This window comes from Alcanivorax sp. UBA3183, from assembly GCF_002364155.1.
In the GTDB taxonomy this organism is placed as follows: domain Bacteria; phylum Pseudomonadota; class Gammaproteobacteria; order Pseudomonadales; family Alcanivoracaceae; genus Alcanivorax; species Alcanivorax jadensis.
In genome coordinates this window covers 31,706-55,800 of the sequence record NZ_DEXN01000047.1, presented here as the reverse complement: position 1 = coordinate 55,800, position 24,095 = coordinate 31,706, and the positions used below count along the sequence as shown (strand labels likewise).

Annotated in this window: 25 protein-coding genes; 8 read left to right on the top strand and 17 right to left on the bottom strand. The window is 58.4% G+C overall.

What is annotated here, in order from left to right:
• Window positions 1-13 precede the first annotated feature (13 nt).
• Window positions 14-697, top strand: a complete 684-nt coding sequence (locus B3Q33_RS14785) for an OmpW/AlkL family protein (RefSeq protein WP_035249217.1) — start codon at window positions 14-16, stop codon at window positions 695-697.
• Window positions 698-843: 146 nt separating this feature from the next.
• Here the strand turns inward: B3Q33_RS14785 and glpE are convergent, their stop codons facing one another.
• Both glpE and rhlB read right to left on the bottom strand, forming a co-directional pair.
• Entirely contained in the window at window positions 844-1,164 is a 321-nt protein-coding gene (gene glpE, locus B3Q33_RS14780) for a thiosulfate sulfurtransferase GlpE (RefSeq protein WP_273008944.1), read from the bottom strand.
• Complete coding sequence (gene rhlB / locus B3Q33_RS14775) at window positions 1,139-2,395, bottom strand: ATP-dependent RNA helicase RhlB (RefSeq protein WP_272963325.1); 1,257 nt, start codon at window positions 2,393-2,395, stop codon at window positions 1,139-1,141. Before rhlB ends, glpE begins: the two co-directional genes overlap by 26 nt.
• Window positions 2,396-2,506: 111 nt before the next feature.
• Here rhlB and B3Q33_RS14770 point away from each other — a divergent pair, with 111 nt between their 5' ends.
• Window positions 2,507-2,767, top strand: a complete 261-nt coding sequence (locus B3Q33_RS14770) for a DUF1145 domain-containing protein (RefSeq protein ID WP_052042996.1) — start codon at window positions 2,507-2,509, stop codon at window positions 2,765-2,767.
• 15 nt (window positions 2,768-2,782) lie between these two features.
• Here the strand turns inward: B3Q33_RS14770 and B3Q33_RS14765 are convergent, their stop codons facing one another.
• The 4 genes from B3Q33_RS14765 to B3Q33_RS14750 all read right to left on the bottom strand — a co-directional run bounded on the left by B3Q33_RS14765 (window position 2,783) and on the right by B3Q33_RS14750 (window position 6,059).
• Window positions 2,783-3,373: a DUF938 domain-containing protein gene (locus B3Q33_RS14765; RefSeq protein WP_273008945.1), complete on the bottom strand. Its 591-nt coding sequence runs from the start codon at window positions 3,371-3,373 to the stop codon at window positions 2,783-2,785.
• Window positions 3,373-4,212, bottom strand: coding sequence for an SDR family NAD(P)-dependent oxidoreductase (locus B3Q33_RS14760; RefSeq protein ID WP_272963327.1), 840 nt, complete (start codon window positions 4,210-4,212; stop codon window positions 3,373-3,375). Before B3Q33_RS14760 ends, B3Q33_RS14765 begins: the two co-directional genes overlap by 1 nt.
• 300 nt (window positions 4,213-4,512) lie before the next feature.
• Complete coding sequence (locus B3Q33_RS14755) at window positions 4,513-5,256, bottom strand: lysophospholipid acyltransferase family protein (RefSeq protein WP_272963328.1); 744 nt, start codon at window positions 5,254-5,256, stop codon at window positions 4,513-4,515.
• Between the two features lie 95 nt (window positions 5,257-5,351).
• A complete protein-coding gene (locus B3Q33_RS14750) occupies window positions 5,352-6,059 on the bottom strand; it encodes an START domain-containing protein (protein ID WP_035249207.1) in 708 nt (235 codons plus the stop codon).
• 243 nt (window positions 6,060-6,302) lie between these two features.
• Here B3Q33_RS14750 and B3Q33_RS14745 point away from each other — a divergent pair, with 243 nt between their 5' ends.
• Window positions 6,303-7,598 carry a sialidase family protein gene (locus B3Q33_RS14745; protein WP_052042994.1) on the top strand — a complete coding sequence of 432 codons (1,296 nt, stop codon included), beginning with the start codon at window positions 6,303-6,305 and terminating at the stop codon, window positions 7,596-7,598.
• Window positions 7,588-8,244, top strand: coding sequence for a hypothetical protein (locus tag B3Q33_RS14740; protein ID WP_272963329.1), 657 nt, complete (start codon window positions 7,588-7,590; stop codon window positions 8,242-8,244). Before B3Q33_RS14745 ends, B3Q33_RS14740 begins: the two co-directional genes overlap by 11 nt.
• 119 nt (window positions 8,245-8,363) lie before the next feature.
• Here B3Q33_RS14740 and B3Q33_RS14735 read toward each other — a convergent pair whose 3' ends face one another.
• Together B3Q33_RS14735 and B3Q33_RS14730 are read right to left on the bottom strand one after the other, a co-directional pair.
• Entirely contained in the window at window positions 8,364-9,908 is a 1,545-nt protein-coding gene (locus B3Q33_RS14735; protein ID WP_272963330.1) for a sodium:solute symporter, read from the bottom strand.
• A 76-nt stretch (window positions 9,909-9,984) separates the two neighbouring features.
• A complete protein-coding gene (locus B3Q33_RS14730; RefSeq protein WP_084573500.1) occupies window positions 9,985-10,581 on the bottom strand; it encodes a cold-shock protein in 597 nt (198 codons plus the stop codon).
• A 279-nt stretch (window positions 10,582-10,860) separates the two neighbouring features.
• On the opposite strand from B3Q33_RS14730, the gene B3Q33_RS14725 reads away from it, so the two are divergent.
• Window positions 10,861-11,907, top strand: coding sequence for a GNAT family N-acetyltransferase (locus B3Q33_RS14725; RefSeq protein ID WP_272963331.1), 1,047 nt, complete (start codon window positions 10,861-10,863; stop codon window positions 11,905-11,907).
• A gap of 345 nt (window positions 11,908-12,252) precedes the next feature.
• Here B3Q33_RS14725 and B3Q33_RS14720 read toward each other — a convergent pair whose 3' ends face one another.
• The 8 genes from B3Q33_RS14720 to B3Q33_RS14685 all read right to left on the bottom strand — a co-directional run bounded on the left by B3Q33_RS14720 (window position 12,253) and on the right by B3Q33_RS14685 (window position 19,634).
• Complete coding sequence (locus B3Q33_RS14720) at window positions 12,253-12,618, bottom strand: hypothetical protein (protein WP_035249197.1); 366 nt, start codon at window positions 12,616-12,618, stop codon at window positions 12,253-12,255.
• 194 nt (window positions 12,619-12,812) lie between these two features.
• A complete protein-coding gene (locus B3Q33_RS14715; RefSeq protein ID WP_272963332.1) occupies window positions 12,813-14,720 on the bottom strand; it encodes a M48 family metallopeptidase in 1,908 nt (635 codons plus the stop codon).
• Between the two features lie 10 nt (window positions 14,721-14,730).
• Window positions 14,731-15,318 carry a LemA family protein gene (locus tag B3Q33_RS14710; protein WP_272963333.1) on the bottom strand — a complete coding sequence of 196 codons (588 nt, stop codon included), beginning with the start codon at window positions 15,316-15,318 and terminating at the stop codon, window positions 14,731-14,733.
• A 259-nt stretch (window positions 15,319-15,577) separates the two neighbouring features.
• Window positions 15,578-16,033 carry a DUF962 domain-containing protein gene (locus tag B3Q33_RS14705; RefSeq protein ID WP_035249188.1) on the bottom strand — a complete coding sequence of 152 codons (456 nt, stop codon included), beginning with the start codon at window positions 16,031-16,033 and terminating at the stop codon, window positions 15,578-15,580.
• Window positions 16,034-16,266: 233 nt separating this feature from the next.
• A complete protein-coding gene (gene cyoE / locus B3Q33_RS14700; RefSeq protein ID WP_272963336.1) occupies window positions 16,267-17,178 on the bottom strand; it encodes a heme o synthase in 912 nt (303 codons plus the stop codon).
• A 2-nt stretch (window positions 17,179-17,180) separates the two neighbouring features.
• The gene (locus B3Q33_RS14695; protein ID WP_035249181.1) at window positions 17,181-18,251 is read right to left on the bottom strand and encodes a COX15/CtaA family protein; all 1,071 of its coding nucleotides are present in this window, start codon (window positions 18,249-18,251) and stop codon (window positions 17,181-17,183) included.
• Between the two features lie 13 nt (window positions 18,252-18,264).
• Complete coding sequence (locus B3Q33_RS14690) at window positions 18,265-18,879, bottom strand: hypothetical protein (protein ID WP_035249178.1); 615 nt, start codon at window positions 18,877-18,879, stop codon at window positions 18,265-18,267.
• Window positions 18,879-19,634 carry an SURF1 family protein gene (locus B3Q33_RS14685; protein ID WP_035249175.1) on the bottom strand — a complete coding sequence of 252 codons (756 nt, stop codon included), beginning with the start codon at window positions 19,632-19,634 and terminating at the stop codon, window positions 18,879-18,881. The genes B3Q33_RS14690 and B3Q33_RS14685 overlap by 1 nt, the downstream gene beginning before the upstream one ends.
• Before the next feature lie 160 nt (window positions 19,635-19,794).
• On the opposite strand from B3Q33_RS14685, the gene B3Q33_RS14680 reads away from it, so the two are divergent.
• Window positions 19,795-20,052: a twin transmembrane helix small protein gene (locus B3Q33_RS14680; protein WP_052042991.1), complete on the top strand. Its 258-nt coding sequence runs from the start codon at window positions 19,795-19,797 to the stop codon at window positions 20,050-20,052.
• Window positions 20,053-20,523: 471 nt separating this feature from the next.
• Here B3Q33_RS14680 and B3Q33_RS14675 read toward each other — a convergent pair whose 3' ends face one another.
• Window positions 20,524-20,853: a DUF1820 family protein gene (locus B3Q33_RS14675; protein WP_272963337.1), complete on the bottom strand. Its 330-nt coding sequence runs from the start codon at window positions 20,851-20,853 to the stop codon at window positions 20,524-20,526.
• Window positions 20,854-21,253: 400 nt separating this feature from the next.
• Between B3Q33_RS14675 and coxB the strand changes: the two genes are divergently transcribed.
• Together coxB and ctaD are read left to right on the top strand one after the other, a co-directional pair.
• Window positions 21,254-22,462, top strand: coding sequence for a cytochrome c oxidase subunit II (gene coxB, locus B3Q33_RS14670; RefSeq protein ID WP_272963338.1), 1,209 nt, complete (start codon window positions 21,254-21,256; stop codon window positions 22,460-22,462).
• A 14-nt stretch (window positions 22,463-22,476) separates the two neighbouring features.
• A complete protein-coding gene (gene ctaD, locus B3Q33_RS14665; protein ID WP_035249166.1) occupies window positions 22,477-24,084 on the top strand; it encodes a cytochrome c oxidase subunit I in 1,608 nt (535 codons plus the stop codon).
• Window positions 24,085-24,095: the final 11 nt, after the last annotated feature.

Sequence of the window (24,095 nt, the reverse complement as noted above, 5' to 3'; positions counted from 1 at the left end):
AAAGGGGAACTGTATGCAACTGCGAGGACAAGGAAAAGCGGCGCTGCTGCTAACCGGGATGTTGATGGCCGGGCCTGCCATGGCCCATAAGGCGGGGGACGTGATTGTGCGTCTGGGGGGAATCAAGGTTGAGCCGGATGCCAGCAGTGAAACCTTTAACCCGGCCTTGCCGGCAGTGGGTGGCCTTGGCGTCGACGTGGATGACGACACCCAGGTGGGCCTGACGCTGGCCTATATGGTAACCGACTCCATTGGTGTCGAACTGGTGGGAGCGACTCCCTTTACCCACGACATCCTCCTGGAAACCGGAGGTGGTGATGTTGCCATTGGGGAAACCAGCCACCTGCCACCGACGCTGCTGGCACAATACTATGCGCCACAGATCGGACCTATGCGGGCTTATGTTGGCGCGGGTTTGAATTACACGCTGTTTTTTGACGACAGCATCGATGATTCTGTGGTGAGCCCGCTATTGGGCGGTGCCGATGCTGATGTGAAGCTGAGTAACTCCATGGGCTTCGCCTGGGAAGTGGGGGCTGACTTTGCTCTCGACGAAAACTGGCTGTTCAACGTCAGCGTCTGGAACATCGATATTGATACCGAAGCGCGGCTGTATGTGAATAATGCCCGCGTGGACAAGATCGATGTGGAAATCGATCCCTGGGTCTACATGGTGGGGTTGGGCTACCGGTTCTGAAGGCCGCTGGGCACTTCATGCACAGGCTGCGCCCTGCAGACGTAACAGTGGCGGAGGTGAGTGTGCGCCCGGAGGAATGAGCGCACGGAATCATCTCCGTCCTGTTTTTGGGAAACTTTGTTGTTTGGCGTGTTGCCTTCGCGTGGTTACGCCATCTCTTCCAGCAGTTCGGGGAAGCGCTGGCGCAGGACTTCATAGCCTCCGTCCAGGCTGACCACATCACTGAACCCCTGCTCGGCAAGCCAATCGGCGGTGCCCTGGCTGCTGTTGCCGTGGTAGCAGTAGATCACCAGCGGTTTTTCCGGGGCGGTATCGGCCAGAAACGGTTCCACGTTGGCCTGGGTCAGATGGACGGCGCCGCGCAAATGGCCAGCAGCAAAGCTGGCCGGGTCGCGGATGTCCACGAACAGGGCATCGCCCTGTTCGAAGCGGGTTTTGCCCTCATCCGGGCTGATGCGTGTTGCCATTCTTTGAGTCCTTCTCGGCGAGCAGATCCGACGGTGGGTACTCGCACTCCAGTTTCATGCCGATGGCGTTTTCCAGTTCCGGCAGCAGGAAGGCGTCGTCTTCACAGGCGAAGCTGATGGACATGCCGCTGGCACCGGCCCGCCCGGTGCGGCCGATACGGTGAACATAGTCTTCCGGGTCTTCCGGCAGATTGTAATTGACCACATGGGACACGCCGTCGATATGGATGCCGCGGCCGGCCACATCGGTGGCGATCAGCACCTGCAGATCACCGGCGCGGAAGCGTTCCAGGGTCTTCATGCGCTGGGTCTGGGGCACGTCACCGGAGATCAGAGATACCTTCAGGCCTTTCTTTTGCAGCCGGTCGCTGACCCGGCGGGTAATATCCCGGCGGTTGGCGAACACGATCACCTTGTCCATGTTCATGCCGGTGATCAAGTTGTACAGCAGAGTGAACTTGTCGTCGGCGTTGGTGATGTAGACCTTCTGTTCCACGGTGTCGGTGGTTACCTGGGTGGGCTCGATTTCCACTACTTCCGCGGCTTCTGTCCAGCGGCTGGCCAGGTTCATCACATCGTCACTGAAAGTGGCGGAGAACAGCTGGGTCTGGCGGTATTGGGGCTTCGGGGTCATGCCGACGATGCGTTTCACATCGGGAATAAAGCCCATGTCCAGCATGCGATCCGCTTCATCCAGTACCAGGAATTCCACCCGGTCCAGCCACAGGTCGCGGCGTTTGGCGAAATCCAGCAGGCGACCGGGGGTGGCCACCAGGATGTCGATCAATTCGTTCTGCAGACGTTCCTGCTGGCGGTTGAAGTTCATCCCGCCGACCACGCTCATGACCTGCAGATCGGTGTACTTGGCCAGGGCTCTGGCGTCCTTCTCGATCTGCATGGCCAGTTCCCGGGTGGGGGCCACAATCAGGGCGCGGGGCTCGCCAGCGTAGCGTTTAACCTGAATGGGGTGGCGCAGCAGGTCGTTGATCACGGTGATCAGGAAGGCCGCGGTCTTGCCGGTACCGGTCTGGGCCCGGCCGATGGCGTCGGCGCCGGCCAGGGTGTGCTCCAGCACTTCCGCCTGGATGGGGGTGCAGTACTGGAAGCCCTGCTCGGCGATGCCACGCATCAGGCTCAGGTCCAGATCGAAATCATGGAAGCGGGTTTCGCCGTCTTTTTCCGGCACCGGGAACTGATCCAGGGTCCAGGTGCTTGTGTTGTCTTTTTGCATGTATTCGCTCAGTCTGAATGCAAGTGTTGGTGCCACCGTGTCGGGCACCCGTTCCTGCTGAAAACGGGGTATTGTAGAAAAATTAACCAGCGCTGTCAGAGGATGTTTCCTATGGGCTTGCTTCGCGGCGTTATTGTAGTGTTTTGGGTGGCGGTAGGGTTAGCCATTTTCCTGGATCTGCCGTCCCCGTTTGATCGATTGCTGTTGGGCGCCGGGCTGGTGGTGGCGGTGCTGCATCTCCTGGAGTGCATCGGCTTCATGGTGTGGATCCGCCGACGCGGCCTGTTTCACTGGCGCGATGCCCTGATGATCATGATCTTCGGGGTGGCCTATCTCAAGCCCAGAATGCGTACCATTCGGCGTACGGTGTAGCTAGCTAGTCCCGGCCTAGTCCCGGCCGAATACCAGCAACCGGTTGTTGGCGGGCATCTCGTGGTCGGCCAGCAGCTGTCGGTGCTGGCGGGCGAACTGTTCCACCACCCATTCATGGTCGCGAATGCCGCGATTGTCGTCCATTTCCTTCAACCATTGATCAAATTGACGGTTGGAGTCACTGGTGTACTGGCCGTCGTAGTTGAAGGGACCATAGACCAGGAATTTGCCCTGACCCGTCAGTTGCCGGCAGCCCTCCCGGATACAGGTTTCCACCAGTGGCGCCGCCATGATGTGGAAGGTGTTGGCGGTAAACAGGTAATCAAAAGGGCCGGCGGGCCACTGAGCGGCCACATCCAGTTCCACCGGCGGTAGAGCCTGGCTGCCCGGGTCACTCAGCCATTGCCGTATATGGGGCAGGTTGGCGGCCACATCGGAGGGCTGCCAGTGCAGATGGGGAAGGCGCCCCGACAGCCAGGCCGCATGCTGGCCGGTGCCGGCACCGATCTCCAGCAAGGCGCCCGGGACCTGACAATGCTGTTGCAGCACGGAAAGGATCGGGGCCTTGTTGTTTTCAGCGGCTTGCGAGTAGGGGCGCTTGGTCATTACTTCTTGTTCATGAACTTCTGGCCCATCACCATCAGGCGCTGGTAGCTGGTGGGCATCAGGCGCTGCATGGTATCGATGGCCAAGGCGTCAGAGCCGATCAGGACCCGACGCTTGTTCTGGCGAACACCCTTGAGGATGGTGCTGGCGGCTTCTTCCGGCGTAGTACGGAACATCTTCTCGAAATCCGCCTTGGATTGTTCCGGATCGGACCCGGTGATGGCAGCCACGTCATCGCTGATACGGGCGGCCTTGGCGATGTTGGTCTTGATGCCACCCGGATGAATGGAAGTGGCAGACACACCACATTGCTCCATTTCCAGCTCCAGGCGCAGGGATTCGGTGAAACCGCGCACGGCAAATTTTGCCGCGTTATAGGCGGACTGGGTGGGAATGCCGATCAGACCAAACACAGAAGACACGTTGATGATGTGGCCTTCGCCGGCTTCCTTCAGATAGGGCAGGAATGCCTTGGTGCCGTAAACCACGCCCCAGAAGTTGATGTTCATCAACCACTCGAAATCGTCGTAGTTCATTTTTTCTACGGTGGCGCCCAGTGCCACGCCAGCGTTGTTGAAGATCATGTTGGCGTAACCGAAGTGGTTGACCACATCGTCGGCAAAATCATAAAACGCCTGGCGGTCGGCCACATCCAGTTTGCGGGTCATCAGCCGGTCTTCACCCAGCCCCAGCAGGTCGGCGGTTTCCTTCAGGCCGGCTTCGTTGATATCGGACAGGGCCAGCTTGGCACCTGCGGACGCCAGTTCCTGAGCCAGAGCACGGCCAATGCCGGAACCGGCACCGGTGATAACGGCAACTTTGTCTTTAAAATTCTTCATGATGACTCCTGTATCCGCTTAATTCAGTTGCAAGTTGAAAGTTGAAAGTTTCAAGGCGCGGGCGGGCTTGTTGGCGACTGAGATGCCATGCCCGCACACAAACGTTGTAGCGGCGTAGGGCAGCGGTTTTCGTTGGTACGGCCGGCCCCTGCGCTCTTCAACCTTGAACTTTCAACTTGCAACTCGATTCGGCGACCGAGTGTAGACACTTTGTCACTGCAGAATGGGCCAATCTTGTCAGACAAGGAAGGGCTGGCGTGGCGATGGCGCCGCCCGGAGGTGGCGCTGAGGATAACCGGATCAGAGACTGAGTTGCGGGCAGGCCTCGCCAAGTGGGGCGGCAATAGCTGTTTGGCTCTGGTGGATTAACTGAACCAGTTCCGCCTCGCTGGAGCCCATCGGGACAATGGCAGGGTGCAGGGTAATCTGCGCATGCTGGCCGGGGCGTAGCCGTGCGGTTCCCGGCGGCAATATTTCGAAGGTACCGGTCAGGGTGACGGGAAGCACCGGCAGTTGCAGCTCCTGGGCCATCTTGAAGGCGCCTTTCTTGAAGGGCTTGATCTGCCCGGTACGGCTGCGGGTGCCTTCCGGAAAAAACAATACGCTGGCACCGTTGGCCAGGCGGGTACGGGCCTGGTTGAGGCTGGCAATGGCTGCCTGGGTGTCGGAGCGGTTGATGAAGATATGACCGAGCTTTTCGCAGCAGATACCGATTACCGGCATCCGCCGCAGTTCGTGTTTCATCACCCAGCGGAAATCCACCTCGAGATAACCATACAGCACAAAAATATCGAACTGGCTGAGATGGTTGGCGACGATGACATAGCTCTGACCCGACTGCAGGTGTTCGCTGCCATGCACATCCACACGCACGTTGCTGTAAAAGAGACATAGCCTGGCCCAGGGAACAGCAGTCAGGCGGGCCACCCGATCGGGGTGCAGGAAGGGCACCAGCAACAGACACAGTGCCCCGAATAGCAGGGTGGTGGCTGTCATCAGCGGAACAACGACAAGCCAGCTATAGAGGAAGGAAAACAGCCGCATGAGGGGGCCCTCCGTAACCTGTTCAGGTGTTTTCCTTATGGTAATGGAGAGCTGGCCGAAAATGACAGACTGATAATCACTTTGTTACGTTTTGGTTATTTGCGGCTGCCCACAACCGCCGCCGGGCGACCCGGCCCGTAGAGGTCCAGGTAATCGTAGTAATGATTCTGGTACTCGGGCTTGCTGACGATGCGGCGTAAACGCTCCAGGGTGAAATAGGGGGCGTCTCGTAGCAGGATGTTGGCGATCCAGGCGGGAATGTAGCCGCCGGGGTCGAGAATCAGCTCGTAGGTCATTTCCACTTTCTTGCCGCCTAAGCGACGAAAGCCAAGCTTGCCGGTCATTTCCGGGAAGCGGATATACTCATTATTGGGGGGCAGAGCATCGGGGCGATTGATCAGATCCACCATCACCGATTCTTCGTCTTCAGTCATGGTCTGGGTGACCTTGGCCCGCAAAACGGCTTCACGATCTGCCAGTGGCCAGGGCAGCTGGGTGGTAAAGCGCAGGGAGCGATCCAGCGGATTGATCCGGTTGAACTCTTCCGCGCTGTCAACAAAATGCAGCCATTTCGGATAAGAGGGGTAATCATTGAGCAGGGCGACCAGGGAGTATTCATCCGCCAGCGTAAAGTGGGTCACCCCGCGGAAGGTCTTCAGCCGGGATTCATCCCGATGCTTCATGTAGACCTGGATATCATTACGGTCGCTGACCAGTTTCCAGTCCTCGAGCTCGTTGCTGTCGGCAGCTCGGGCAAAGATGGCAACAAAGAGAGCCAGAAAGAGAACACTGAGTCTGTCCATAAAAAAAGGGAAATCCTTGCATGCCTGTTATTGGAATAAGGTGCGGCGGCATTATGCCATTATTGAGATGCCGCTGAACATATTTTGACCGTTGCAGTATATTTCTGCTGCATGCTTCGGATAATCGGTTGTCATTCGGCGTTTCGATGGCAGGCAATTTTATGCGGGTTTGCTAGACTTGCCTGCCGAAGGTCGGCGCACCTGATTCGCAGACACAATAAAAAGGTTTTTGGTCAGCTATCTATGCTTAAACGTGCATTTCATCTATTTGTTGGGGCTGCGTTGGTGGCGGGATATTTTGCCGCTTCACCGTCCCATCTCTGGCAGCCCGCCCCAACCATGGTGGTGGAACCACAGGGCAAGGTGCCGGACAACTCTCAATGGCGCAGCGCCTTTGTGTCCGATGGCGACACCCCGTTGGTCCATGCTGCTTCCATGGTGGAGTTGCCGGATGGCACCCTTCGCGCCTTCTGGTTCGCTGGCAGCCGTGAAGGTGCGGCGGATGTGGCCATCCATTCTTCGGTGTTCGATCCGCAGTCGGGTTCCTGGTCCAATGAAGAGCCAGTGATCACCCGGGAGCAGATTGGCCAGGGGTGGGGGCGGCATGTACGCAAGCTGGGCAATGTGGTGCCGGCTCTTGATGAAGATGGTCGCATGCGCCTGTTCGTGGTGGCGGTCAGTTTTGGCGGCTGGGCAGCAAGTCGACTTGTGGTGATGGAATCCTTTGATCAGGGAAAGAACTGGCGCTTCGATCAAGCACTGGTCACCACCCCCTTCCTCAATATCAGCACCCTGGTGAAAACGGCACCCATTCGTTACAGCGACGGCACCATCGGTCTGCCGGTCTATCACGAAATGATTGGCAAGTTCGGCGAAATTCTGCGGCTGGACAAAGACAGCCAGATTCTCGGCAAGGCCCGTATCGGCCATGGTCGCAAGGCCATCCAGCCGCTGGTGCTGGTGGATAGCCCAACCCATGCGGTTGCTTTCCTGCGTAATGAGCATGAACCCAACAACGGCTTTCTCTATCAGTCAGAAAGCCACGACGGTGGCTGGCAATGGGAAGCACTGGAATATTCTTCTCTGGAAAACCCCAGTGCTGCGTTGAGCGGTCTGGCCATGGATGAAGGGCACTGGCTGGTGGCGGCAAACTGCAATCGCCTTGAGCGGGATGATCTGTGCATACGGGAAACCCGTGATGGTGGCAGCAGCTGGCAGGAACGCTGGACTTTCCATGACCGGGAGCGCTGGCGTGGTGAGGAAATGACCGAGCAGCAATTCAGTGCGTTGATTGAGCCGGAGCTGAACAGTGATGTCCTGCCGGATGAAGAAGAGCAGCTGTTGGATCGAGCCCGCCACAACAAGTGTGACGGTCGGCTCGGCTGTGAATTCCAGTACGACTACCCCTACATGATTCGTTCCCGCAATGGTGATCTGCACATGGTGTACACCTGGAACAAAACCGCGATTCGCCACGTCTGGCTGAAAGCGGATTCTGCCAGCAAGAACATCGGCAAGGAGCAGAATAATGACGCTTGATATTCTGGTCTGTGCTCTGGTGCTGGTGGCAGTACAGTTGCGTATCAGCGCGTCGCTGTTATCCGTGCGCGGGCGGATCATTTTGTCCGTGGTGGTGTTCGTCTGGGCGGTGTTGCCGTTTCCGTGGGGGCTGGCACCGTGGGTGATCAGCTATCTGGCAGGCTTCAGTATCACGTCCGGTCTGTTGGCAATCCTGGCGATCCAGCATCGCATTGCCGGCCATTACTGGCTCCCCCTGAAACAGCTAAGGGGCGCCTGCCTGATGCTGGTATTGATGGCGTTGTGGTTCTACCCGATGAGCATGGGGTCCAGTTATGCCGATCCCTATGCCCTGGGCTTCGGCAATTTCGGTTTCAGTACCGCGCTGTTGCTGCTGGGATTGCTGGCCTGGGTGCTGCGTGCCTATGCCACCTGTCTGGTTCTGGTGGCAGCGGAGTTGGCATTTGGTGCCGATCTGCTGGTCAGCGACAACCTGTGGGATTACCTGATCGATCCCTGGCTGGTGCTTTGGGCGGCCGGGTGGCTGATCCGTGATCGTCTGCTGCAGGCGCGGGCCATGCCCGCTCCACAACAGCCATCAGCGTTAGGCAATCAGTCGCGGGAATCTGCCGACAACGCTCTGGCGGCGCGATCATCCAAAAGCTGAAAGGCGGATTTACCACAGAGGGCACAGAGATCACCGAGGGAAAGACAAGCTTTTCTCTGTGTGCTCTGTGGCCCTCTGTGGTGAAAAGGCTTTTGATCCTGGGCGTTTTGGCCGTGATTTTAACGCGTTGGCAGTTTTTCTGTGTCGCCGGATTGTCCGCCTAGAGCACTCGCCGCCAGATAGCCCACCACAAACATCAACAGGTTGCCGATCAGGCCGGTGTAGTAGAGGTCAAAGGGGGCGCTAAGCGCTTCTGGCAACATCCCCTTGTTGGTGAGAATCGTCCAGCCGGTAAATACCAGGGTGCAGGCAATCCCGCACCAGGCTGCCCTGGCATCCCCTCGATCGCTGAAAAAACCCAGCAGATACAGTCCCAGCATGCCGCCACCGAGCAATGACACCAGGATGGTGGAGGTGTCCTGCAGGGTTTTGGTGTCCGCCTGATTCAGCCACAGGGCCCCGGCAATCATCAGGCCGGTGACGGCCACAGCGATGCCCCAGGCCACTTTCAGGTAATGGCGGTCATCCTGGCCGGGGTTGAAATGGCGTCGGTAAAGATCTACCACGCTCACCGTGGTTACCGAGTTGATGCTGGAATCCAGCGAGCTCATGGCTGCCGCCAACGCCGCCGCGATCACCAGGCCGGCAACGCCTGCGGGCAGGTAATTGGTGATGAAGTAGGGCATCAGGGTTTCGGCGCGAGCCTCGCCGCTGAGTATGGCGCCGGCCTGCACATCCGGGTAGACCTGAAAGAAGACCCACAGGGCGGTGCCGAGAAACATGTAGAAGGCCCAGATCGGCAGGGCGGTGAACAGGTACACCCACAGCCCCTTGCGGGCTTCGGCGGTGGATTGGGAGGCGCAGTAACGCTGCACCGTATTCTGGTTGCTGGAGTATTCGGTGAGCCAGTTGGTCAGGCCGATCAGCAACATCATGGTGGCAGTCTTCTCGCTCAGCGACAGCGACCAGGAGGTCTCGCCGGGGGCGCCGTCTTCCCAGGGAGCCAGGGCAAATTTGCCGGCCTTGCCGGCCTGATCAACAATTTGCCCCAGTCCGCCGGGCAGAGCATCCAGGATCACCCACAGGCAAAGCAACCCGCCGAGCAGCAGCACCACGGTCTGCAGCACGTCGGTCCAGATCACCGCATCGATCCCGCCAATCACCGTGTACAACCCCACAAAGAGGCCGCCCAGCACAATGGCTGTGGCAGGGGACAGGTCGGTGACCTGCTGAATCAGCAGGGACAACAGCCACAGGATCATGGCCAGGCGCACCACCTGTGCCACCAGAAAGGCGACCGCGCCATAGACCCGGATCGAAGGCCCGTAGCGTTGTTCCAGAAATTCGTAGGCGCTGGTCATGTTGCCGCGCCGGAAATAGGGCAGGAAGACAAAGGCCGCCACCAGCATGGCCGGCAACAGGGCCAGGTTGGGCAGGTAGCGTAACCAGTCAGTCTTGAAGGCGTCGGCAGGGTAGGCCAGAAAAGTAATGGAGCTGATGGAAGTGCCCACCAGTGACAGCCCGATGACCCAGCCGCGAAAGCGACGGCCGCCAACGAAATATTCCTCGGTACTGGTATTGCGTCGGGAAAAGTAGATGCCGATGCCTAATACCACACACAGGTAGCCCGCCAGGACCACCCAGTCAGCCGTTGCCAATGTCATTATTATTTTCCACTACAGGCAGCATGCTGCACGCAACACACCGCGGCGTGCAGCATGTTGCGTGTGGCGTGATGCGTTACTGTTCGATGTAGACGTTATCGGCCTGTTCGCCGCGGTCGGACATGCGGGTATCAAAGCTGACCCGGGTGCCGGTGCGCAGGCTGCGACGACCCCCGTTCTGGACTGCCTTGAAGTGTACGAACAGTTCCTCGCCACTGTCGGTGAGGATGAAGCCGAAACCCTTGTTGGGGTTGAACCACTTCACTTCGCCGCGCTGCTGACCGTTGCCGCCCAAGGGCAGTTTGGCCGGTATCAGTTTGCCCAATGGCAACAGTGGCAGCAGGTAGACCAGCACCGGCAGCCACAGCCACCACTGATCCGCGAACACCACGCTGCCATGGCTGGCCACCAGGCCGGCCAGGTAGAAAAACACCGCCACATGCAGAGGCAGGCGCTGACCACCGCCAAGCAGGCAGACCAGGTTGACCACGGCCGCCAGCAACAGGCCCAGGCCGGTTTGCTGACTGTGAATGTTGGAAATTTTCACCACGGCGAGATTCTCGTGGAGGGTGACCAGTGCCATTTCCGGAGCGAACAGCAGCCAGGCGCCGGGAATGGCCAGTAACAGGGCTGCAACGACATAAAAAACGGTCAGGGGTTTGGAGACATTCATGAAATTGACGTTACCTTGTTGAGCAATGAGTGATAAAAGTAGCCGCTTCTGGCCATTACGCCGCTGCTTCGCGGAGAATATGCGGTCACAATGGATGGCGCTGGCCTGAAACAGTCTCTGTAAACCGCCGGAAAACGAGGCGGTATTGCACGGCGGCACTGTTTGCGACGAGATCCCAGCCGTCGGCACAGGTTATTGAACCGTACAATCCGCGCATTGTACCCAAGCCAGCGGCGAAACTCATGCCTAGCAGCCTGCAAGAGCCCAACTGGAGTGACAGTGTCTGTTTATCCGTTCCTGAGCGACGCCTTTTTCGATGCCCTGCAGGGCTGTGGCGCGGTTAACCCGAAAACCGGCTGGCAGCCTTGCCACCTGGAGGCCGATGGCGGCTGGATGCCTCTTTATGCGCGCAGCCATTCCCGGGGCGAGTATGTGTTCGATTACAGCTGGGCGGACGCCTATCAGCGCCATGGCCTGGATTACTACCCGAAACTGGTTACCTCGATCCCCTTTACGCCGGTCACCGGCCCCCGCTGGCAGGGTGACATTTCTGCAGATTCGCTCTGGGGTGGGGTGCAGGAGACGCTGTGTGAGCAGCAGGCCAGTGGCTGGCATCTGCTGTTTCCGGATAAGGCCTGCCGGGAACAGTTACAGGAACTGCCGCTGGTATCGCGGCAGGCCTGCCATTTTCGCTGGGTTAACCGGGATTATCGGGATTTCGATGATTTTCTGGGCCAGTTTCAGTCCCGCAAGCGCAAGAACCTGCGCAAGGAGCGGCGGCGCGTTCAGGAACAGGGGCTGACCATTACCCGCCATCAGGGAGGGCAGATCAGTGCCAACGACTGGGCGTTCTTCTACCAATGCTACGCCAGCACCTACCTGAAACGGGGTCAGCTGCCCTATTTAAACGAAGCCTTCTTTTCTACCGTCGGTGAGCGGTTGGCCGATCAGCTGATGCTGGTACTGGCCCGGGACAGAGACCGGCCGGTGGCCGCCGCCTTGTATTTTTTTGATGCGGACTGTCTTTACGGGCGCTACTGGGGTTGCCTGGAGGAGCGGGACGGACTGCATTTCGAGCTGTGCTATTACCAGGGCATTGAGTTTGCCATCGAGCGACAGCTGGCGGCGTTTGATCCGGGGGTGCAAGGGGAGCACAAGATCCTGCGCGGCTTCGAGCCGGTCATTACCTGGTCCATGCACCACCTGCGGGAGCCGGCTTTTCATAACGCCATCGCAGATTTCTGCCGGGAAGAAGCGGTGCACGTGCAACGTTACCGGGAAGAGGCGCGCAGCTTGCTGCCGTTCAGGAAAGGGGGCGGAGACTAGCTACGAGCTACGCTCGTTGGATGGGGAAAGGGTGGAAAGTTCCTCAGACCTCGGCATGTCTATGAAGCCGCTGTAGGAGCGGCGCTCTCTGTGCCCTGCGGGTATGAGCCGCGAACCGCGCCTGCGCGGAAATCCGCCCGCAGGGCGATCAGGCATTTCAGAGCTCGACAGGTTTCCGAAAGCAGCGGACAGACTTTGAACTTTACCCCCTCGCTGCACTCGGTTCGCACCTCAAGCGGTGCTCCTACATTAAATCTTCAAATCCTCACCAAGGCTCGAATTGCGCCGCCAGCGACGCTCCTACGGCAGCAAGCCGGATTCCGCTCTAGGGGCCCATCATTGGCGTCAGGCCGCCACTTGCTGCTCGCGCTGGTAGTACAGGGCCATGGTGACCAGGTCGCAGAGATCGGCGTTGGGGTGGTCCGGGGATTTGGGGCCCAGGCTGGCGGTGACATCTTCCAGGTCACAGCCCTCCGGGTCATTCAGGTCTGCCAGAAACTCCCAGGCATGGCCGTGATGATCCACCAGGGTGCCGGTATAAATTCCGTCGTCAAAACGGCAGACGCTGGAAAAGACCGTGCTGTTGATATTGAACCCCCGGGTTTTCACCCAGGCGGTCAGCGCAGGGTCCAGGCTGCCGTCCCTGAGTTGTGTGGTAGTGCTGGCGACGGCATCCCAGGCATTGCGGGTGCTGGCTTTGTTCGGTTCCATGGAGTTTTCCTCGGCCTTGCTCTTGGATCGTCCCTGAATATTCACGGCGTATCACACCGCCTGCGACCGGTGGCAGGATTATGGCGATGACTGCATTTTGCCTGCAATCTCAGGCAAACACAGAGGTGATTTGCTGCAAAGAGTGTAGGAAATATCGCACAAATGAACATTATTCATTTTTTTGAAGTGCGTATTTATCGATTTTGATTGCCCGCAAAAAGCGGCGGTAGCGGACACTCCATCAAGGCTGCCATGGCTCGCAGCATCTCGGCTTCGCTCACCTGCACCTTGCCATCCGTTAGCACCAGGTCCGCCAACCCGTCGATCACCGGGCCTTTGAGCAGGGGAGACAGGTCGGCAAGTCGATCCAGCGCTTGTCCCAGTCGCTGACTGCTGCATTGGGACAGTGGTAGCAAGGTGCGGGCCTCGGGCAGCAGCCCATGGCTGGCTTGCCGGAACAAGGCCCGGGCCTGCTCGTCGCGGGCGCCGCTGGCCCAAGTCATTACCGAGAACGCCAGTTGCAGCTCGCCTGTCACCGCGCGGTAGCGGTGGAAACGGGTATGGCGATTGCGCCTGGCGTGGTCGTCGAGCTGTTGCCGGGCCAGGGCCACCAGTGCCCACTCGAACAGGGTGGTGCGCTGGTCTGCCCGGGTCAGGGTAGCCAGTCGCTCCAGAATCTCCCTGCGCTGGGCCGAGGGTTGTCCTTTAAGAGTAGGTAATGCCAGGTCGATGATGGGCAGACGCAGGCGGCTACCCAGTTCGGACAGCTGCTGGCTCAACGGCTGTAAAGCGGACAGGTGTTCGCTCATGCCGGCGCTTTTGAGCAGGCTTTGCCGATCGCTGTCCGAGCTGCTGATGATCAGGGCATACAAGGCCAGTTCTGCTTGAACGGGGTTGTGGAGTTTCTTGTGCAGATCTGCGGGAATGGCTTCCAGCAGCGAACGGGCATAGCCCACATCGGCCTCACTGACTGTGCCTACCCGGCTTGAAGTTGCCGGACCGGATCTTTCTGAGACGCTGCTGCTGGCATCACTGCCGCCACTGAACGCAGCAACACCTTCCGGTACCGACGCCGAGGGAGAGACATCTGGCTGACCGGCACTGCGCGCCCGAGTGCGTGCCCGGGCCACCCAGTCACTGCCCAGGGCCCCGAGACGTTCGTCCAGCGGTGGGTGAGTCGCCAGCAGGTTGCGAAAGCGAAAACCCAGGGTTTCCCCGAAGCACATATGGCTCATGTCCTCGGCGTGCACGGAATCCAGGTGGGAGCCATTGCCGTTACGAATCTTGATCAGCGCACCGGCCAGGCCAGCCGGATTGCGGGTGAACTGGACCGCCGAGGCGTCGGCCAGCAACTCACGCTGTCGGGAAATGGCGGCCTTGATCAGCCGCCCGAAGAACAACCCCAGATACCCCACCACGACCAGTGCCAGGGCGACCAGCACCAGGCTGTTACCCTTGCGATTGGAGGAGCTGCGCCGGGAAGAGCCGCGCAGCATGAATTCGCCGATCTTGCCCAGGGCCAGAATCCCCGCCAGCACGGCAATCAGGCGCAAGTTCAGGCGCATATCGGCATTGAATATATGGCTGAATTCGTGGGCGATGACGCCCTGCAGTTCGTCCCGGTCGAGTTTCTTCAAGGTGCCGTGGGTGACCACCAGCACGGTTTCGGAAGGGCGAAAGCCGGCTACAAAGGCGTTAATCGCCTCTTCCTTGTCCAGTACATAGAGTTGTGGGGCGGGGATGCCGGAGGCAATGCTCATTTCCTCCACCACATTGATCAGTTTCTTTTCGTCGCTGTGGCGGGTGTCCGGGTCAATCGGGCGAGCGCCGAGCATGGCGGCCAGTCCCTTGCCGCCGCGGCGTAATTTCCAGGTCTTGAACAGGCAGCCGCACACCATCACCAGCAGGGTGAACAGGCTGATGCCCAGCGTCATGGGATGTGTGAGCCACTGGCTGGGAGGAAGCTGCACGTCCATCCAGGCAAATGCCAGCAGCAGTGCCAGATTCACACAGACCAGAATGGCAACAACGGCCAGGAAAAAATACAGGACCAGCAGCCCGGTCTTGCGGCGGGCTCGCTCCTGATGTTGAAAGAAATCCATGGTCGCCGACTCAGAAGCTGACTTTCACTGCCTTGCGGGCTTCCTCAGTTTCTATCTTCAGAAGCTGGGCTTCCTTGAAGCTGCCAAACAGGCCGCCGATGAAATTCTGCGGGAACTGTTCGCGGTAGGTGTTGTAGTTCATTACCGCATCATTGAATGCCTGACGGGCAAAGCCGATGCGATTTTCTGTGCTGCTCAGCTCTTCCATCAACTGGGCCATGGTGTCGTTGGCTTTCAGGTCCGGGTAGTTTTCGCTGAGCGCGAAGAAGTTGGCCAGGGAGCCGGACAGCAGGGATTCGGCCTTGCCCAGGTTGCTTACCGCGCCACCATCGTCGGGATGTTCGGCTGCCGCTTTCTTGGCGCTCACCGCCTGGTTACGGGCCTCGATCACCTGGGTCAGGGTGTCTTTCTCGTGGCTCATGTAAGCCTTGGCGGTTTCCACCAGATTGGGGATCAGATCGTGACGGCGCTGCAGCTGCACATCAATCTGCGCAAAGCCGTTTTTGAAACGGTTCTTCAGGGCAATCAGGCGGTTGTAGGTGGCAATGATGTAGATGATAACGGCGACGATAACGCCGATAAAAATAAGAGTCCCCATGACGATAGCCTTCCCCGTGCAGTTTTATTGTGGCTATAAACTACTGCAAAAGTGTTAATGGGGAAAGGCGGTGCTACCAGGCGCCTGTAGGAGCACCTCTTGAGGTGCGAATCTGAGCCCTGGCGAAGGAGTAGCGGTGATCCGTGCTTCAATGCTTTATCAATAAAATGCTTTTGGCGCTAACCTCTAACGCATCCCTCGCTATCGCTCGGTTCGCGCCACAAGCGGCGCTCCTACAGCGGCGTTGTTGCGGGGCGATTCAGTATTTGATGCCCCACTTGCGATACAGAAACCCCATGATCCAGGCCGGGCCGATCATCAGGTACTGAATGTCCTCGAAGAAGGAGGGTTTCTTGCCTTCGACCTTGTGTCCCCAGAACTGGCCGATCCAGGCCACCACAAACAGAACCAGGGATACCCAGAAGACGCTGGCGCCACTAGCGGCTATCAGGGACAGGACGAACAGGCAGGCCAGACTGAAAACCAGCATGCCCAGAGCAATAGGACGGGAAAGCCGAGCATAGTAGAGGGTGACGCCAACCAGGGTTAGAAAGGCCCAGAAGCCGGCAAAGAAGGGGGCGGGGATGGCCCACAGGAAACCCACGATGCTGAAGAAGATGACCGGTACACAGGCAAAGTGGACTTTCTTGTTGGTGGGGTTCTGGTGGCTTTCGCCGTAGGCGTCCAGCCACTCATCCATGCTGCGCGTTGTCATGATGTCCTCCCGGGTTGTGGTTATACAGCCAGTATAACGCCAACAGGTGGGCGGGATGCGAGGGGCAATTGATAATTGAGGATGGAGAATTGATAACGCGCAGACTGGTTTTTTCGGGTCTGCAATGAAAGAGGCCGCGCCCAAAGTTTGGGCGCGGCCTCTTCGCTTAAAGGTCCTGGATACGCTGCTCGCGCAGTTATCAATTCTCCATTCTCACTTATCAATTGGTCTTTTTACGCCCCCAGCCACCCGGCCACGGTTTGTGGTGTCACCGAAAGATAATGATCGACCAGCAGCGCGGTAAACAGCGCAAACAGGTAGGTAATGGAATAGCCGAAGGTTTTCATCGGCAGCTTGGGGTCTGTGGAAAACCGCAGGCGCACGGCATGGTAAAGAAACACCAGCCCCAGAATCAGGGCGCTGAGCAGGTAGATCAGGTCGCTCATGCCGGTCAGATAGGGTAGCAGGGTGCAGATAAACAGCAGGATGGTGTAGTAGAGCACCGACTCCCGGGTGAACGGGATGCCGTGGGTCACCGGCAGCATGGGGATATCCGCCTTGGCGTATTCATCGCGACGGTGAATGGCCAGGGCCCAGAAGTGCGGCGGCGTCCAGACGAAGATGATCAGCACCAGCAGCCAGGCGTAGGGATGCACCTCGCCGGTGACAGCGACCCAGCCCAGCAACGGCGGGATGGCGCCGGCGATACCGCCAATCACGATGTTCTGCGGCGTGGCGCGTTTCAGATACAGCGTATAAATGAAGGCATAGCCGACAAAGCCGAACAGGGTCAGCCAGGCGGTGATCGGGTTGACCAGAAAATACAGCATGACCATGGATGCCGCCGCCAGCAGTACGGCGAAGGCAATGGCCGCTTTCGGGCTCAGCTTGCCGGCCACCAGTGGGCGCTTCTCGGTGCGCTTCATTATCGCATCGATTTTCTGGTCCATGATCTGGTTGATGGCCGCAGACGACATCATCGCCAGGGTCAGCCCCAGAAAGGCCGGGATGAAGATGTGCATCGGCACCATGCCTGCCGGCTCGGTGGCCAGAAACATGCCTGCCACGGCGGTCACCATCAGCAGCATGACAACCCCGGGTTTGGTCAGGGCCAGATAGTCGCGCCAGGTGGTGGATTGGCTCATGGTCACGCTCCTTGCGCTTTGGACGATGTGGACGGAGACGGTTGGCTCTGGCCGCATTTCACGTTAATCGCGCGGATGAAGAGTACCAGACTGGCGAGCAGCAGTACGGCCACAAAGTTGTGGGCTACAGCCACATCCAGAGGCACGGCAAACATCACATTACTCAGCCCCAGAGCGATCTGCACCACCAGCAAGGCGAAGATTCCCAGTGCGAAATTGCGGAAGAATACACTGCGTGCGCGGATCAGAATCTTGGCTACCAGTGCCAGCACCAGCAAGGTCACCAGCAAAGCGCCAAAGCGATGCATCACGTGGATGGTGGTGCGGGCATCGTTATCCAGCACACCGAACTCGTAGTCCGGCTTGTCATGTTCGTGGCCCCAGAAAATAAAGGCCTCGTCGAAATCCAGGCGATCCTGCCAGCCTTCTTCGCACACCGGCAGGTCGGTACAGGCCACCGCCGCGTAGTTACTGGCGGTCCAGCCGCCCAGGGCGATCTGCAGGATCACCGCGACCAGGGTGATGGAGGCAATCGGCTTGAGCATGCGCACGTCGCAATCATTGAGAAAGCGGGGCCAGCGGTAGAGGCGGGCAGTCAGTAATACCAGCAGGGTAAACGTGGTGAAGCCGCCCAGCAGATGCAGCATGACGATGGTGGGCTGCAGACCCATGGTCACCGTCCATTTGCCGAGAATGCCCTGGAAGATCACCAGCACCACCAGAAACAGGGGTAGTTTGAGGGGCTGTTTTTCCTGCTTGCGGTTGATGAAGGAGAGAGCCGCGATGATCAGGATTACCAGGCCCAGGGTCGAGGCGAAATAGCGGTGCACCATTTCCGGCACGGTTTTGTGAGCTTCGCGCAGGCTGCCGGGCATGCTTTCGTTGGTGGTATTCACATGGTTGATGGCCTTGCGGACATCCAGGTGGCCATAGCAGCCGGGCCAGTCCGGACAGCCCAGGCCGGCATCGGAAAGGCGGGTCCAGGCGCCGAGGATAATCACTACGGCAACCATGAAAACGGCCAGCAATGACAGCCGGCGTAGCCAGATTTGTGAAGGAGTAAGCGCTTGCATAGATAGCGTTCCGTTAACCGATCAGAGACCCTTTCAGGGTGCGTTTGAGATCGACGCGGATGTTTTCCGCCTCTTCCAGGGTGGCATCCATGTTCTCGTGCGTGGGGTAACGCATGAAGATCTGGCCGTCCGGGCTGACCAGGAAAATATCGCCAATCGGTTCACCGGCGGTGGTTTCATACACCGGCGCCAGGGCGTCGTTCACGGTTTGTGGTTCGGCATGAATCGATACCATGCCTTTCACATTGTTGTTCAAGAAATCGTTGAGGTCGTCGCCCGCCGTAGCGGTATGCAGGATTACTCGCCGCACCCGGTCCACATCCGCGCCCAGCGTCTGGCGCACCTGGCGCATCTGGTAATACAGGCCGTTCTTGCAGCGGGTATCGCATTCGCTGCCAGCCACATACAGGATGGTCCAGAGGCCAGCCATGTCGTCGCCGGTGTAGGCGTCACCATCGTCATTGACCGCTTTCAGATTGGCCATGGCAATATGGGGAATCAGTAGCTGCCCCTTGTTTTCCCGCGGCAGTTCCCAGGGATCGATCAGAAAGCGGCCCGCCAGAAAGAACAGGACAAAAGGAGCAACGATCGCCGACAGGGTGGCAATGTTCTTGGTGCGTGGAGACATTAGGAGTGTTCCTCTCGCGTCTTTCGCCGGTTGCGCACGGCGGCGGCAACATATATCAGCAGGGCTGCCATTGCCAGCGCAAACCACTGCAGCGCATAAGCCTTGTGCTTGTCCGGGCCCATGGGGGCGATGTCCTGCCAGGGGCGTGGCAAGGGAGGGTGACCGCCCAGAGCCAGATCCGGGCGCACCCGGATTTCGAAGGGCGCCAATTCTACCCCAAGTTTTTCGCCAATGGCGTCAAAATCCACTTTCTGTACCCGTAAAGGCCACTGATTGTCTGGCAATGGAGCGTTCTGCAGTACAAATGTCTCCCGGGAGGGGCGATATACCGTTCCTGCCACGGTTATCCGGCCATTGATGGCGGGGATCTCGGGTAATTGTTCCCGCCGGGCTCCGCGAGGCAGCCAGCCCCGGTTGATCAGTACCCATTGGTTGTCCCGGGTCTGCAAGGGAGTTAACAGGTGGTAGCCAGCGATTCCATTGCGGATGCGGTTGTCCAGCAGCACGTTACGGGCGTTGTCCAGCTTGCCGGAGACAGCGGCTTGCCGGTGCAGGGGCGCCGGGTCGGCCAGCAAGGCAGGCAGATCTGCCGCAGGCTGACGGGCTTTTTCTTCCTGTGAGGCCTGCCACAGTCGCTTCTCCTCTGCCCGCTCCAGTTGCCACCAGCTCAGCCGCAGGCAAAGGGCGACAACCGCGAGGGTGGCCAGAAAGGCGATCCAGGACAGAACCGGGCTGCGGCTCTTGGTGTTTGACATGATCTTTGCTCTCGCGGCTGCAGCATCCGTTCTGAACGGGGTGCAGCGCAATAGTGCGTGCACTGGCAGGTGCGGCCATTACAATGGCAGCACATTGTACATAGTAAAACCCGATTTGCCGCCAAGTGAGGGTGAAGGGCCATCGAGACGGAGTGATTTTATGTGGTGGGTGAAACTGATTGTCATCGTGCTGTTGATTGCGGCAGTGGTTTCGCTGGGGCGGGCCCTGTTCTCTCTGGTCAAGGACGACGGCAAGTCCGGCAAGACCATGCGTGCCCTGGCCTGGCGGGTAGGCTTTTCGGCGGTGATCTTCCTGTTCATTCTACTGAGCATGGTGATGGGCTGGATTCAGCCCCATGATGTGAATCCCACCAAGCGTTACGGCCAGCCCATTGAGCAGACTGACCAGGCGCAATAACCCTTCTATTAATAGAAGCAGGTTGTAAAAGTCAGGTAAAAGCGCGTTATCACCTCGAACTTATCCTTCTGGCGGACCTCTGACTTGCTGAGCCCGCCGGTGCGGGCAAATGTGGTGAAGGGTCAGTTACGGATGACCAGGGAGCAGGATGCGCTTCACCCACCTCTTTCATTTTCTGGAGGCTGCGTTATGGAATGGATGACCCGAGTGATGGTGGTTCTGTTCGTGCGGCTGCTGGCCCGCGCCGAGCAGGTGGCGCTGAATACCGGCGAGCCGTTGCGGGATTCGTTCAAATCCCGGGTTTGAGGCCGATATTGGTTTTTTTATCCGCTGACGGAACCTTTATCGTTCTCGCCGGACAAATCATGTAAGCAAGACACGTTTTCTCCTCTTGTAACATCAGGCAACCCTCGGGGCGTTCAGCGAGACTGGCGCCCTTCTTTTTTGCCTGTTGCCCACAGAGGAGGCGCCTTACTTCTTCGGGGTCGGCCCGGGGGGCATGGGGAAGGCCGTGATGTTGCCGCCACTGGATTCCATGATCTTGCCGACACCTTCCTTTTCCACCTCGTCGATACGGATCACCGCGTGCAGGGGAATAAAGGAACGCATCACGTCGTTGAATTCCCGTTTCAGCTTTTCCTCTCCCGGGTCCACCACCAGGCTGGCCCTTTCCCCGAACAGAAACTCCTCTACCTCGACGAACCCGTACAGGTCGCTTTGGTATATCTGCGAGGCATAGATCTCGTACACATGACCCTGATTCTGGAATATCACCCGGTAGATTTGACGTCGTTTTGACATGGATGTGGTACAAGCTGTGTGTGGTAAAGGGGAGCGGAGTCTAGCACGATGAGGAGGGCTCGTATCTGCCTGAAAGGCTTGATAAACCCTACCTTTCGGCTGGACTTTGGCCAAGCGAATGACTAGAGTTGGCGCCCATATATGCAGTGGGGCAATTTGCCGCACCTGTGGCGATCTGGTGAAATCGAGCGTGCTGATTTCTAGCTATTTGATTTTATTGGATTTTGCCGTCCGCATGATCCCTGTTAGTGGCCGCCCCCTTGGTCGCTGAGGTCTGCGGGACTAGGCGTTGGCTGCGGCTCCACGGCATCATCCTGAAACTTCGCTTTCCAGGTGCCGGTGACGGCAAAGAACAAGCGTGCCCTTCGAGGCCATGCTGGGGAAAACAGGGAGCAAACGCATGCAGTCAACTCTGTTCCACCGCGCGGCGGTTGGTCTGACGTCACTGATGATCAGTGGTATGACCTTCGCCAGCGACTGGACCGAACGTTCCGAACTCGACCTGCGACCAGGGGTGACCCAGGTCAGTCAGGATATTCAAGATCTTCACACCACCGTTCTCTGGATTGTGACCGTCATTGGTCTGCTGGTGTTTGGCCTGATCGTGTACTCCATGATCAGCCACCGCCGCGCCAAGAACCCCAATCCGTCCTCCTTCCATGAAAACGTCTTCCTGGAAGTGCTCTGGACCGTGATCCCCTTCGTGATTCTGATTGCCATGGCGGTGCCTGCTACCCGCGTTCTGGTGCAGATTGACGACAGCGCCGAGTCCGAGCTGACGGTGAAGGTCACCGGCTACCGCTGGAAGTGGAGCTACGAGTATCTGACCTACGAAGACGATAACGATATTGGTGTGTCGTTCTTCTCCAACCTGGCCACGCCGCCGGAGCAGTACCACAACCCGGTTCTGGCCGGTGGTCTGTTCCCCTATGGCACTGCGAAAGAGCTGGTTGGTAAAGAAGCTCCCGAGAAAGACCACAACTACCAGCTGGAAGTGGATAACAAACTGATCATTCCTTCGGGTCAGAAAGTTCGTTTCCTGGTCACCTCTGATGATGTGATTCACTCTTTCTGGATTCCGGATTTCGGTGGCAAGAAAGACGCTATCCCTGGTTTCGTCAATGAAATGTGGGCGCTGGTACCGGAAGGTAAAGAAGGCACTTACTACGGTCAGTGTGCGGAACTGTGTGGCAAGAACCACGCCTTCATGCCCATCGCTGTAGAAGTGGTCACTCAAGACGAGTTCAAGACCTGGGTTGCTGAAGAGAAAGAGAAAGCCGCTTCAGGGCCGGATCTGACACCCTTCACCGGTCTCGATCAGGCCATGGAAGAAGGTAAGCAGACTTACGCCAGCGCCTGTGCACTGTGCCACGGTGCCAATGGTGAAGGCGGTATCGGTCTGCCGTTTGCGGGCACTGACTTCGCGACCCAGCCGGAATACCTGAACGAACACATCGATGTGCTGGTCAATGGCCGTGCTGCCATGCCCGCATTCAAGGCTCAGTTGACCCCGCGCCAGATTGCGGCAGTGGTCACCTACGAGCGTAACGCTTTCGGCAACGATACCGGCGATCTGATCCAGCCCGCCGACGTTAACGACCACGAATAAGGGAGGGGATAGCAATGTCTACTGCAGCTGCAACCCATGATGATCATCACGATCATCACCACGCCCCGACCGGCCTGAAACGTTGGCTGTTCAGCACTAACCACAAAGATATCGGTACTCTGTACCTGTGGTTCAGCTTTGCCATGTTCCTCGCTGGCGGCTTCATGGCCATGGTAATCCGTGCCGAGCTGCTCGAGCCCGGCATGCAGTTTGTCGATCCGGAATTCTTCAACCAGATGACCACCGTGCATGGTCTGATCATGGTGTTTGGTGCGGTAATGCCCGCCACGGTTGGCCTGGCCAACTGGATGATTCCATTGATGATCGGCGCGCCGGATATGGCGCTGCCGCGGATGAACAACTGGTCCTTCTGGATTCTGCCGTTCGCCTTCACGATTCTTATTGGCTCTGTGCTGATGAGTGCCTTTGGTGACGGTAACCCCAGTGCGCCGAACTTCGGCTGGACTTTCTACGCACCGCTGTCCACCAAATATGGCCCGGATTCCACGGACCTGTTCATCCTGTCCGTTCACATGATGGGTATTTCTTCCATCATGGGCGCCATCAACGTGGTCGTTACCGTCTTCAACATGCGTGCCCCGGGCATGACTCTGATGAAGATGCCGCTGTTCGTCTGGACCTGGCTGATCACCGCCTTCCTGCTGATCGCGGTAATCCCGGTACTGGCCGGTGCAGTGACCATGATGCTGACTGACCGTCACTTCGGCACCAGCTTCTTCGATGCCGCCGGCGGCGGTGACCCGGTACTGTTCCAGCACGTGTTCTGGTTCTTCGGGCACCCCGAGGTGTACATCATGATCCTGCCGAGCTTCGGTATCGTGTCAGCGATCATTCCGGCCTTTGCCCGCAAGCCGCTGTTTGGTTACGCCTCCATGGTGTACGCCACCGCGTCCATTGCGCTGCTGTCCTTCGTGGTATGGGCTCACCACATGTTCACCGTAGGCATGCCGCTGGCCGGTACCCTGTTCTTCATGTACATGACCATGCTGATCTCCGTACCCACGGGTGTGAAGGTGTTCAACTGGGTGGCTACCATGTGGCGCGGCTCCATGAGCTTTGAGCTGCCAATGAAGTGGGCGATTGCCTTTGTGGTGCTGTTTACCTGTGGTGGTCTGTCCGGCCTGATGCTGGCGATTACCCCGGTGGACTTCCAGTACCACGACACCTACTTCGTAGTGGCTCACTTCCACTATGTACTGGTGACCGGCGCCATCTTCTCCATCTTCGCCGCTGCCTACTACTGGCTGCCGAAGTGGTCCGGCGTGATGCCCAACAAGACCCTGGGTGAACTGCACTTCTGGAACTCCCTGATTTCCGCCAACCTGCTGTTCTTCCCCATGCACTTCGTGGGTCTGGCCGGCATGCCGCGTCGTTACGCTGATTACGCGCTACAGTTTGCGGACTACAACTTCTGGATTTCCATTGGTGGCTTCTGGTTCGGTCTGTCCCAGTTGCTGTTCCTGGCGGTCGCCGTGCTGTGCGCCATGAAGAAAGGCGAAAAAGCAGCGGCCAAGCCGTGGGATGGGGCCGAAGGTCTGGAATGGGAAGTGCCGTCTCCGGCGCCGTTCCACACCTACGACACCCCGCCGGTGGTCAAGTAAGTCTGGTAACG